The 11,524-nt window shown below is 64.5% G+C and carries 8 protein-coding genes and 1 pseudogene; 7 read left to right on the top strand and 2 right to left on the bottom strand.

All coding sequences use genetic code 11. The annotated features are described in order from the left end of the window. The first annotated feature begins 87 nt into the window (after positions 1 to 87). The 3 genes from B4A72_RS14370 (at position 88) to B4A72_RS14360 (ending at position 3,173) form a co-directional block, all read left to right on the top strand. Positions 88 to 1,083, top strand: a complete 996-nt coding sequence (locus B4A72_RS14370; RefSeq protein ID WP_292978917.1) for an ABC transporter substrate-binding protein — start codon at positions 88 to 90, stop codon at positions 1,081 to 1,083. Positions 1,084 to 1,146: 63 nt separating this feature from the next. Then, positions 1,147 to 1,953: a taurine ABC transporter ATP-binding protein gene (locus B4A72_RS14365; RefSeq protein WP_292957529.1), complete on the top strand. Its 807-nt coding sequence runs from the start codon at positions 1,147 to 1,149 to the stop codon at positions 1,951 to 1,953. Positions 1,954 to 1,958: 5 nt separating this feature from the next. Continuing rightward, positions 1,959 to 3,173 carry an ABC transporter permease gene (locus B4A72_RS14360; protein WP_292957548.1) on the top strand — a complete coding sequence of 405 codons (1,215 nt, stop codon included), beginning with the start codon at positions 1,959 to 1,961 and terminating at the stop codon, positions 3,171 to 3,173. 57 nt (positions 3,174 to 3,230) lie between these two features. On the opposite strand, the gene B4A72_RS14355 is transcribed toward B4A72_RS14360, so the two are convergent. Continuing rightward, positions 3,231 to 4,172: an isoaspartyl peptidase/L-asparaginase family protein gene (locus B4A72_RS14355; RefSeq protein WP_292957532.1), complete on the bottom strand. Its 942-nt coding sequence runs from the start codon at positions 4,170 to 4,172 to the stop codon at positions 3,231 to 3,233. 174 nt (positions 4,173 to 4,346) lie between these two features. Here B4A72_RS14355 and B4A72_RS14350 point away from each other — a divergent pair, with 174 nt between their 5' ends. The 4 genes from B4A72_RS14350 to B4A72_RS14335 all read left to right on the top strand — a co-directional run bounded on the left by B4A72_RS14350 (position 4,347) and on the right by B4A72_RS14335 (position 11,320). After that, entirely contained in the window at positions 4,347 to 5,207 is an 861-nt protein-coding gene (locus B4A72_RS14350) for a cyanophycinase (protein WP_292957535.1), read from the top strand. Beyond that, positions 5,194 to 7,836: a cyanophycin synthetase gene (cphA, locus tag B4A72_RS14345; protein ID WP_292957538.1), complete on the top strand. Its 2,643-nt coding sequence runs from the start codon at positions 5,194 to 5,196 to the stop codon at positions 7,834 to 7,836. The genes B4A72_RS14350 and cphA overlap by 14 nt, the downstream gene beginning before the upstream one ends. Positions 7,837 to 7,921: 85 nt before the next feature. Beyond that, positions 7,922 to 9,220, top strand: coding sequence for an ATP-grasp domain-containing protein (locus B4A72_RS14340; protein ID WP_292957541.1), 1,299 nt, complete (start codon positions 7,922 to 7,924; stop codon positions 9,218 to 9,220). An 81-nt stretch (positions 9,221 to 9,301) separates the two neighbouring features. Beyond that, positions 9,302 to 11,320: a CocE/NonD family hydrolase gene (locus tag B4A72_RS14335; RefSeq protein ID WP_292957544.1), complete on the top strand. Its 2,019-nt coding sequence runs from the start codon at positions 9,302 to 9,304 to the stop codon at positions 11,318 to 11,320. Here B4A72_RS14335 and B4A72_RS14330 read toward each other — a convergent pair. After that, a pseudogene (locus B4A72_RS14330) lies at positions 11,297 to 11,524 on the bottom strand (hypothetical protein); the annotation flags it as partial. The gene B4A72_RS14335 and the pseudogene B4A72_RS14330 sit on opposite strands and share 24 nt — an antisense overlap.

The following is an 11,524-nucleotide window of genomic DNA, read 5'->3' as shown; positions in this document are numbered from 1 at the left end:
CTAGGCAGAGGCAGGTGATGATCCAGTCGGCAAGCAGATCGACCGCAACGGGCCCGCATCGCGCGCCCTACCAACAAGGAGAGAAAGATGACACGTCAGCTGGGCACCGCCATACTTGCCCTCGCAGCGATCGGGGCGGCCTCGCCCGCGCTTGCGCAGGAGCCGTTGACTGTGGCGTATTTTCGGGAATGGCCGATGCCGTTCCAGTTTGCGAAGGTTCAGGGGGGTTATGACGAGGCACTGGGGGTGCCGGTGAACTGGGTCGCGTTCGATTCCGGCACGGCGATGTCGGCTGCGATGGCTGCTGGCGATGTGCAGATCGCGGTCAGCCAGGGGGTGCTGCCCTTCATCGCGGCGACCTCGGCCGGTCAGGATCTGAAGATCATCGACATCGCGGCCTCCTATGCCGACAACGAGAACTGCGTCGTCGCCGCCGGGCTGGAAATCGACAAGGACAGCGCCTCGGAACTGGAGGGAAAGCGCGTCGCCGTTCCGATGGGCACCGGGGCGCAATATACCTTCCTGCAATTGATGGGATATCTGAAGGTCGACACCTCGACCATGTCGATCGTGGACATGGCCCCGGCCGAGGGCGCGGCGGCGCTGTCGCAAGGCAATGTGGACATGGCCTGTGGCTGGGGCGGCGCGCTGGCCCGGATGCGGGAATTCGGCAATGTGCTGCTGACCGGCGCCGAGAAGGAAGCGATCGGGATCCTGTCCTTCGATCTGATCACGACCACGGGCGACTTCGCCGCCGGGCAACCCCGGCTTCTGGCCGATTTCGTGGCCGTCACCGCGCAGGCGAACGCGGCATGGAACGCGGGCGACAGGCGCGACGAGATGCTGTCGGTGATCGCGCGGGACGCGGGCATGGAAACCGCGGTGGCGGGCGACACGATCGACGACTTCGTGTTCCTGTCGGTGGACCAGTTGCTGTCGGATGCCTGGCTTGGCGGGCGCGTGGGCACCTATCTGGACGGCGCGGCGGAATTCTTTCGCGAGAACGGAACCGTTCCCGAAATCCTGCCATCCTACGCCGCCCTGATCGACACGGGCCCGCTGGCCGATGTGGCCGGCCGCTGATGATGATGACGGAAGGCGTGATTGCGCCTTCCGACCTTGCTGCGGCACCAGGAAAACAGCCCCATGTCCGGACTTACATTGACCAATATCTCGATGCGGTTCGATCTGGCCAACGGCGCGCATGTGCAGGCGTTGCAGGATGTCTCGCTCGACCTGAGGCCGGGCCAGCTGATGTCGGTCCTGGGGCCGTCGGGCTGCGGGAAATCGACCTTGCTGAATATCGTGGCGGGGTTTCTGGCGCCGACCGCGGGCCGCGTCGCGCTGAACGGCCATGCGGTGACCGGGCCGGATGCGGAACGCGGCGTCGTGTTCCAGCAGGGCGCCTTGTTCGAATGGATGAATGTGCGCGACAACGTGTCCTTCGGACCGCGCATGGCGGGCCAGCGCGAGGCGCAATTCGGGCCGCGCGTGGATCATCTGATCGAGGTCGTGGGATTGCAGGATTTCCGCGAGAAGGCGACCTACGAATTGTCCGGCGGCATGCAGCAGCGGGTCGCGCTGGCGCGATGCCTGGCCAATGACCCCGATGTCATCCTGATGGACGAGCCTCTGGGCGCGCTGGATGCGCTGACGCGGGAAAAGATGCAGGCCATGATCCTCGATCTGTGGAAGGAGACGGGCAAGACCATCATCCTGATCACCCATTCCGTCGAGGAGGCGCTGCTTCTGGGCGAAAGGCTGATCGTCATGGCCCCGCGTCCGGGCCGGATCTACAAGGAATACCATCTGCCCTTTGCCGATCAGGGGGTCGGCCAGGATCTGCGGCAGATCAAGAAGCGGCCCGATTTCGCCGCCCGCCGCGAGGAGATCCTGTCGATGATCTGGAACATGGAAGAAGAGATCATGGGCCGTCAGGGGGATGCGGCATGACCGGCCTGGCGCTTCTGCTGGTCTATGCGGGCCTGTTCGCGGCCGCCGCGCTGGTCGTGAAACTGATCCGGCGCAGGACCGGTCAGCGCAAGGATTTCACCAGCCTGAAGACGGTGACCTTCGGCGATGAAAGCGCGATCCGGCCAGACCGGGCGGCCTCGGTCATCTCGATTCTCGTGGTCTTCGTGCTGTGGGGCGCCTTTACCGGGTCGCGGCTGGTGCCGTTCCATGTGCCCGGCCCCTTCATCGGCGAGACGGGCTTTGCCTATCAGGCGCGGGGCGCGGATGGTCGGCCGACAAGCGGCCGGGTCCGGGTCTTTGCCGGGATCGATGCGCCTGCGGACGCGGCCGGGGATGCGGTCGTGGCGTCGGTGCCGCGCGGGCGCGACCGGTTGATCCCGTTGCCCGGGGGCGCGCAGGCCAGCGCCATCGACGGCACCGCCATCGCCCCCGGCGGCAGGGTCCGCGTGGATCATGGCACGGTGAGCATGACCGCCAAGGGCACGCTGGGCTTTGCCGCCGACGAGGGGTTGCAGATGGAGCCGATCTGGCTGCCCTCGCCCGAGGCCGTGGCCGGCCGTTTCGTCGAGATCGCGCGGACCGGCTACCAGAATTTCAGCCTGTGGGAACATCTGGGCGCCTCGCTGATGCGGGTGCTGGCGGGCTTTGCCCTGGGATCGCTGGTGGGCATTCCGCTTGGCTATGCGATGGGGTTGTCGGGCTGGTTCCGCGGCTGGTTCGATCCGATCGTGGAGTTCATGCGCCCGGTGCCGCCCCTGGCGCTGATCCCGCTGGTCATCATCTGGTTCGGGATCTGGGAAACCGGCAAGATCGTGCTGCTGTTTCTGGCCGCGCTGTGGGTCATGACCATCGCGGCGCGGGCCGGCGTCTCGGGGGTCAACATCACCAAGGTCCATGCCGCCTATTCGCTGGGGACATCGAAATGGCAGTTGCTGCGCCATGTGATCCTGCCCAACTCGCTGCCCGAAATCTTTACCGGCGCGCGCGTCGCGATGGGCGTCTGCTGGGGCACCGTCGTCGCGGCCGAACTGGTCGCCGCCCAGAAGGGTGCCGGCATGATGATCATCGCCGCCTCCAAGTTCCAGCTGACCGACATCGTGCTGATGGGAATCATCCTGATCGGCATCATCGGCTACGCCATCGACGTCCTCATGCGCCTCGCCGAACGCAAACTGGTCCCCTGGAAAGGCAGAGGCTGAATCCGCCGCCGGATCGCGTGGCCTTCCAGTCTGTCGGGATGCCGACGCTGCGGCAAATCAGTAGATGGCGGTTTTCCGGGTTTTGCCTTCGACGACCCAGCCGCGATGCATGCCTTCGCAATTGAACGGCGCTGAAATGCGACCGTCCCGATCGACCGCGATCAGCCCGCCGGAGCCGCCGATGGCCGTCAGGTCGGTCATCACGACCTCCTGCGCGGCGCGATCCAGCGCAAGGCCGGCCAGGCGGATGCGGGCTGCAATCTCGTGCGCCACGGACAGGCGCAGGAACATTTCGCCGTCGCCGGTGGCCGATACCGCGCAGGTGGCGTTGTCCGCGAATGTGCCGGCGCCGATTATCGGGCTGTCGCCGACGCGGCCCGATCGCTTTGCCGTCATGCCGCCGGTCGAGGTCGCCGCGGCCAGCGCGCCATGCCGATCGCGGGCCACTGCGCCGACAGTCCCGTGGCGGCGCGCGGGATCGTCGTCGAGCCTGCCCTGTTGCTCCATCTTCAACGTCTCTTGCAGGGCGTCATGGCGATCTTGCGTGAAGAAGTGGTCTTCGGTGCAGAATTCAAGCCCGGCCGCCCGCGCCACGGCAAGGGCGCCATCGCCGATCATGAGGACGTGATCGGTGTGTTCCAGAACGGCGCGCGCGGCAAGGATGGGGTTCCTCGGCCCGAAGATGCCGGCGACGGCGCCCGCGCTGCGGTCGCGGCCGTCCATCACGGCGGCATCCATCTCTTGCCTGCCGTCGCGGGTAAAGACGGCGCCCCGGCCCGCGTTGAACAGCGGTTCGTCCTCCAGCACGCAGACCGCTGCCGTCACCGCGTCAAGCGCGCTGCCATCGCGCGACAACACGGCTTCGCCCGCGTCCAGCACGCGCGTCAGCGCCGCATGAAGCCGCGCCTCGCGGTCGGGCGTCATGCTGTCGCGCGGCATGACCCCCGCGCCTCCGTGGATCGCAAGACTGAATCCCCGCGCCCTCGCTGTCTCGGACATGAAACATGGCCTCCGCATTGCTGGATGAGCGTTCGCCTAACCTCGCATCAACCATTTCATGTCAAGGATCGGCGGAACGGCATCGCATGAATGCGAGACGGTCTGTCGATTGGCAAGCTGGTGATACACCGACATACAAGATAACGTCCATTCATGAGGAACGGAGCGCAGTCGATGAGCATGCCCACCACCCATGGCACCAAGGGGCCGCTTGTCGCGATCGGGGGGGCGGAAGACAAGACCTCGCGCGCAGATATCCTGCGCCGCGTGCTGGCCGTTTCGGGAAAGACGGCGCCGGTGGTCGGTGTGATCACGACCGCCAGCAGCACTCCGGGCGAGGTGTTCGAATCGTATCGCACCGCGTTTTCCGCGATCGGCGCGGGCGAGGTCGTGGATATCCGGATCCGCGAACGCCAGGATGCGGCGTCGGATGATATCGTCGGGATGATTCGGCGTTCGGACGTCATCTTCATTTCTGGCGGCGACCAGATGCGGCTGACGAATATTCTGGGCGCGACTGCCGCATTGGAGGCGATTCGGGCCCGCCATGCCGAGGGCGCGGTGATCGCGGGGACCAGCGCGGGCGCTGCCTGCCAGTCGCAGACCATGGTCTATGGCGGTGCTGCCAATGATTCCCTGCGCAAGGGTGCGGTCAAGATGACTGCCGGCTTCGGTCTGGTGGCGGGGGTCATTATCGATACCCATTTTCTCGAACGCGGGCGTTTCTCGCGGCTGATGGAGGTCGGCGCGACCAATCCCGAATATCTGGGCATCGGCTTGGGCGAGGATGCGGCGGTCCTGTTTGAAGAGGATGTGATCCATGCATTCGGGCCCGGTCACGTGATCCTCGTTGACAGTTCCCAGGTTACAGGGTCGAATGTCTTCAGTCTCGCGGACGGCGAGGCGGTCAGCGTCAATAACGTCATCATGCACGCGCTGGTCGATGGCTGTGGATACAGTCTGACAGACCGACGAGTCCTGGGACACGATGAGCTCAGGGCCAAGAGCCTGGAGCACAGGATTGCATATTCTTGAACATCGCGCGTTGCGCGGACCGAATTATTACAGCCGTTATCAAGCCATCTACATGCGGCTGGACATCGAGGACCTGGAAGACCGGCCAAGCGACCAGGTGCCGGCGATCGCCGAAAGGCTTCAGGCGCTGATCCCCACCATTTACAATCATCGCTGTTCGGTCGGAGAGCCGGGCGGTTTTCTGCAACGGGTGCGCAGCGGCACCTGGGCTGGGCACATGGTCGAGCATGTCGCCATCGAGTTGCAGAACCTTGTCGGCTTCTCGGTGGGTTACGGCAAGACCGTGGACAGCTATGATCCGGGCATCTACAATGTCGTCTACCGCTATCGCGACGAAGCAAGCGGCATCGCGGCCGGCGAGGCGGCGGTGCAGATCGTTCGAAAGCTTTACGACGGCGAGGATGTCGATCTGACGCCGATCATCGACCACCTGAAAGAGGTGCGTGACGCGAACGCCTTGGGGCCGTCGACCGGATCCATCGTCAACGCCGCCAGGGATCGCAACATTCCCGCCTACAACCTGACCGAAGGCACCAGCTATACCCAGCTGGGCCACGGCATCAAGCAGCGCCGGTTTCAGGCCACGGTGACCGACGCCTCGGGAATCATCGGGCATTCGATCGCCGACGACAAGGAATGGACCAAGCAGATCCTGGCAGATGCCGGTGTGCCGGTGCCGCGCGGACAGGTCTGCCATTCCTTCGAAGAGGCGCAGGCGGCGGCTGACTGGATCGGCTGGCCGGTCGTCACCAAGCCGCTGTCGGGCAATCACGGACGCGGCGTCACGACCGATATCGCCAGCGTGGAGGACCTGAGATCAGGCTATGATGCCGCGGTCGCGCGTGCCCGCGACGATCACGGCGGTGTCATCGTCGAAAACTATATCAAGGGCGAGGATCACCGGATGCTGGTGATCGGCGGCAAGCTGGTCGCGGCGGCGCGCCGCCGTCCAGCCCATGTGACCGGCGATAGCAAAAGCACGATCCAGCAACTGATCGACGTCGAGAACAGCGACCCGCGCCGCGGCGTCGGGCACGAGAACCTGCTGACCCAGATCCATGTCGACGAACAGACCCACCGGATGCTGGAACAGGCCGGTCACGCGCTGGACACCGTGCTGCCCGAGGGCGAGATCGCCTTTCTGAAATCCACGGCCAATATCTCGACCGGCGGCACCGCGGCCGATCTGACCGACGAGGTGCATCCCGAAGTCCGATTCGCGATGGAGCGGATCGCCCGGCTTGTCGGGCTGGACATCATCGGCATCGATCTGCTGGCCGAAAACCTGTATCTGCCGCTGGACCGGCAATCGGCCGGGGTGGTCGAGGTCAATGCCGGACCCGGCTTCCGGATGCACATGTCCCCCACCCATGGCAAACCCCGTCCGGTAGGACAGCACGTGGTCGAGATGCTGTTTCCCGATCCCACCGATGACGGGCGGATTCCGATCACCGCAATCACCGGCACCAACGGCAAGACCACGACCACGCGCCTGACGACGCATATCCTGCGGCAGGCCGGTCATTCGGTCGGCATGGGCTGCACCGGCACGGTCGAGATCGACAACAACGTGATCCTGCGCGGCGACTATTCCGGGCCGGCGGCGGCGCAGGCCGTGCTGCGCGAACCCACGGTCGAACACGCGGTGCTGGAGGTGGCGCGCGGCGGCATCATGCGCCGTGGCCTGGGCTTTGACGAATGCGATGTCGGCGTCCTGCTGAACATCGCCTCCGATCATCTGGGCGAGCGTGACATCCACACGCTGGAAGACCTTGCCCGCTGCAAGACGGTGGTCGTGGATGCGGTAAAGCGCGAAGGCGGCTATTGCGTGCTGAACGCCGATGATCCGCTGGTCATGGAACACGGCACCTATTGGGCGCGCGGCGAGATCATCTATTTCACCATGGATCCCCAGAACCCGGCGCTGACCCGGCATCTGGACGATCTGGGCATGGTATTGACCGTCAAGCATGGCAAGATCGTGCTTTTGCGGGGCAAGGTCACCGTCGAGATCGTCGAGGTCAATGACGTGCCGATCGCGTTCGAGGGACATGCGCCCTTCAACGTGCAGAACGCCATGGCCGCGGCGGCCGCTGCCCTGGCCCATGGAATCGAGATCGACGATATCCGCGCGGGTCTTCTGACCTTCCATCCCACGCCTGCGCAGATGCCGGGCCGCACGAACTATTTCGAGGCGGACGGCGTCAAGTGCCTGATCGACTATGGCCATAACGTGCCGGCGCTGATCGCGCTGGAACCGCTGGTCAACGGGCTGGCCACGCAGCGCAAGATCGCCGTCGCCACCGCACCGGGCAATCGCCGGGACGAGGATCTTGCGGCCCTGGGCGCGCAACTGGCCCGGATGTGCGACAGGCTTTACGTCTATGAAACCGATGCACGCGGGCGCGAGACCGGCGAAACCGCCGGAATGATTCACGACGGTGCGGCAGGTGCCGGCACCTCCGCGCATGTCGAGACGATCATGGACGAGCACGAGGCCGTCGCAAAGGCCATCGACGAGGCCAAGCCGGGGGATTTCCTGCTGCTGCTGGTCGATGACATCGAGGGCACGACAGAACGGCTCAAGGGTCGAAGCTTCCCGACGCAGGCCGAACTGGCCCGCGCCTGACCCGCTTGCGGACCGGGCCACGGGGGCAAGGGCGCGTCGGCCGGGCTGCCCATCGCGCCGCAGACCCAACAGGAAGGACGAAACAATGACCAGAAACGTCTTCGTCATCGGACTGGACGACCTGAACGCCGAACGCCTGAAACGGCTGCGCGGCGTGGAAGACGTGGAATTTCACCAGCTTCTGACCCCGATGCAGGTTTCCGAAACGCAAGAATTCGATATTCCGGCGATGCTGAAAGAGGCCGAAGACAGGCTGAATGCCTTCGACGGATCGATCGACGCCATCGTCGGCTATATCGACTTTCCCGTCTCGACCATGCTGCCGCTGCTGTGCCAGAAATTCGGGACACGCAATTCCTCGTTGGAAAGCATGCTGAAATGCGAACATAAATACTGGTCGCGCAAGGTCATGGCCGAGGTCGTCCCAGACCATGTTCCCAAGTTCACCGCCTTCGATCCCTTCGATGAGAACGCATTGTCAAGGATCGGCGAGGCCGATCTGCGTTTTCCGTTCTTCATCAAGCCGATCAAGTCCTCCGGCTCGCGGCTGGGATTTCGCATCGACAGCCCCGAAGATTTCGAATACGCGACCGAAAAGCTGCGCGCCGGGATCGGCCAGATCTCGGAACCGTTCAATTTCGTCATGGAGCAGGCGGACCTGCCCGACGACATCAAGGCGGTGGAAGGCCATTACTGCATGGCCGAACAGGTGATCGGCGGGCGACAATGCACGGTCGAGGGATATGTCCACGAGGGCGAGGTCGTTCCCTATGGCACCGTCGATTCCATCCGCTATCCGCAGGTTCTCAGCTTCTTCTACTATCTTTATCCTTCGACCCTGCCCAGCCGCGTGCAGGACAAGATGCACCAGATCACGCGCATCGTCATGGATCATATCGGCTATGACAATGCCGGCTTCAACATCGAATATTACTGGGACGAGGTGCAGAACAAGATCTGGTTGCTGGAGATCAACACGCGCATCGCGCAGTCGCATTGCGACCTGTTCGAGATGGTCGACGGCGTCAGCCACCAGCAGGTGACCATCGACCTTGGCCTTGGGCGCCGCCCGGACATGCCCAGGGGCGAGGGCCCGCAAGAGGTGGCGGCGGAATTCTTCTATCGGGTGTTTTTCACCGACGCGACCGTGGCCCGCGTGCCCTCGCGCGCCGAGATCGAAGTCGCCGCCGAACAGGTCGCCGGGACCCGCATCTCGTCCTATGTGTCAAGGGACATGAAACTGTCTGAACTGCCCGAACAGGACGCCTACAGCTTTGCCGTGGCCTCGGTCTGGATGGGTGCGCAAAAGCCCTCCAAACTTCTGTGGAATTACGAGCAGGTGATGAAAAGACTGGACTACGCGTTCACCGACATCGCCGAATAGCCCGCCCGGGCGATGGACTTCGGCAGGATCCGCGGAGATAAGCGGGCAAGCCGCCATGCCCTGCCTACAGCGAGATCATTCATGAAGGTCGATACCGAACTTCCCCTCACCGTGCGGGAAACAGAACATGCCGAGATCGCGATGCCCGATGGCACGCGGCTTGCGGCGCGGATCTGGATGCCCGAGGACGCCGAGGCGCGGCCGGTGCCCGCGATCCTCGAATACATTCCGTATCGCAAGAACGACAAGACGCTGGAACGCGACCACGCGCGCGCGCCGTGGCTGGCGGCGCAGGGTTATGCCTATGTCCGCGTCGATCTGCGCGGCAGCGGCGAATCCGAGGGCGTGATGCAGGACGAATACACCCCGGTCGAGTTGCAGGACGGCTGCGACGTGATCGCGTGGATCGCCGATCAGGCCTGGTGTGACGGCGGCGTGGGTATCGTGGGAATCTCCTGGGGCGGTTTCAACGGGTTGCAGATCGCTGCGCTGCGCCCGCCGGCCTTGAAAGCCGTGGTGACCATCTGTTCGACCGATGACCGCTATGCCGACGACATTCACTACATGGGCGGCACACTTCTGTGCGAGCAGCTGTCCTGGGCCTCGGTGATGTTCGGGATCAACACGCTGCCACCCGACCCCGCCCATGTCGGCGACCGCTGGCGCGACATGTGGACGGCGCGGCTTGACGGTTCGGGCCTCTGGCTCGAAACCTGGCTGGCACATCAGACCCGCGACCCGTTCTGGAAGCATGGCTCGGTCTGCGAGGATTTTTCCCGGATTCAGCTTCCGGTCTATGCCGTCAGCGGCTGGGCCGACGGCTATTGCCGGTCGGTGTTTCGATTGGTCGAGAATCTGAAAGGCCCGGTCAAGGGCATCGTCGGGCCATGGGCGCACAGATATCCGCATCTTGGTGAGCCCGGACCGGCCATTGACTGGCTGACCGAAGAGACGCGCTGGTGGGACCATTGGCTCAAGGGCCGGGACACCGGCATCATGGATGAGCCGCCTCTGCGGCTTTACCTTCAGGATCATGCCGCCCCCCGCACCCATTACGCCCACCGGGACGGCCGCTGGATCACCGAACCTTCCTGGCCATCGCCCAATGTGACCCGGACAAGGTTCGCCCTGGGATCGGACGGGCAGATGATCCGCGACGGTGCCGGTCTGCCCGGCGCCGCGCTGACCATCCGTTCGCCGCTTTGGGTCGGGATGCAGGCCGGGAAATGGTGCTCTTATGCGCATCCGGGCGATCAGCCGGGCGATCAGCGTCGCGACGATGCCGGAAGCCTGACTTTCCAGACCGCGCCGCTGGACGAGGACCTGGACATCGCGGGGGACGCGCGTCTGACGCTTGCGCTGCGGGCCGACCGACCGGTGGCGCAGGTCGCGGTGCGACTGGTGGACGTGGCCCCCGACGGCGCCGCCACGCGGGTCAGCTATGGTCTTCTGAACCTGACCCACCGGGACAGTCATGAACAGCCCGCAGCGCTGGAACCGGGCCGGGATTATGTGACAGAGATACCGCTGAAGCACGTCGCGCAGACATTCCGCAGAGGGCACCGGATCCGGCTGGCCGTTTCCAGCAGCTATTTCCCCCTGGCCTGGCCGACACCGGAACCCGTGACGCTGACCATCCTGCCCGGCCAATCGCAACTCGACCTGCCGATCCGTGCGTCTGATGGTCTGTCGGTCCCCGATTTCGCCCCGCCACGTGCGGGCCGGCCGCTGGACGCCACCTACCATGTGGCGCCCGCCGCCGAATGGAACGTCGATGAGGACCGCTGCACCGGCCGCATCACCGCCCAGATCCGTGATCATGAAGGCGATGCCTATATCAGCCGGCATGACCTGTCTCACTCGGCCGAGGGACGCGAACGCTATTCGGTTCTTCCGGACCAGCCGACCTCGGCCGAAGGAGAGGTCCGTTGGACGCACGAGATGCGCCGCGGTGACTGGTCGGTAAGAACGGTCACGACCACGCGTTTGACCGGCGACCACGAGAATTTTCGCGTCGTCGCCAGGCTTCAGGCCTGGGAGGGCGACAGCCTGGTTCGGGAAAAACGCTGGGACAGTTCAATCAAGCGTACATGGTGCTGATCTGCCACGGGATTCCGTGTCGAGCGGGACGATGTGACAGATCTGGGTAAAGGCGATGACCTGATCGGCCTTGTCCTCGCCGATCTCGCGGGTCAGCCATTTCGCCAGCTCCAGCTGCACCATGGTCGGCACAAGCCAGTCGGCCTGCTCGGGCAGATGATCGGCCAGCTTGTCGCCGGTCGGTGAACCGCACCGGGTTTGCCG

The organism is Paracoccus sp. UBA5162, assembly GCF_002413585.1.
Classification (GTDB): Bacteria; Pseudomonadota; Alphaproteobacteria; order Rhodobacterales; family Rhodobacteraceae; genus Paracoccus.
Note: the sequence above shows the minus strand (reverse complement) of the source record. Positions and strands in the feature narration are given on the sequence as shown.

What these genes read in the sequence shown, in the direction of transcription:
- B4A72_RS14370 (WP_292978917.1), top strand. Translation starts at nt 88, where the DNA reads ATGACACGTCAGCTGGGCACCGCCATACTTGCCCTCGCAGCGATCGGG.
- B4A72_RS14365 (WP_292957529.1), top strand. Translation starts at nt 1,147, where the DNA reads ATGTCCGGACTTACATTGACCAATATCTCGATGCGGTTCGATCTGGCC.
- B4A72_RS14355 (WP_292957532.1), bottom strand. Translation starts at nt 4,172, where the DNA reads ATGTCCGAGACAGCGAGGGCGCGGGGATTCAGTCTTGCGATCCACGGA.
- B4A72_RS14350 (WP_292957535.1), top strand. Translation starts at nt 4,347, where the DNA reads ATGAGCATGCCCACCACCCATGGCACCAAGGGGCCGCTTGTCGCGATC.
- B4A72_RS14340 (WP_292957541.1), top strand. Translation starts at nt 7,922, where the DNA reads ATGACCAGAAACGTCTTCGTCATCGGACTGGACGACCTGAACGCCGAA.
- B4A72_RS14335 (WP_292957544.1), top strand. Translation starts at nt 9,302, where the DNA reads ATGAAGGTCGATACCGAACTTCCCCTCACCGTGCGGGAAACAGAACAT.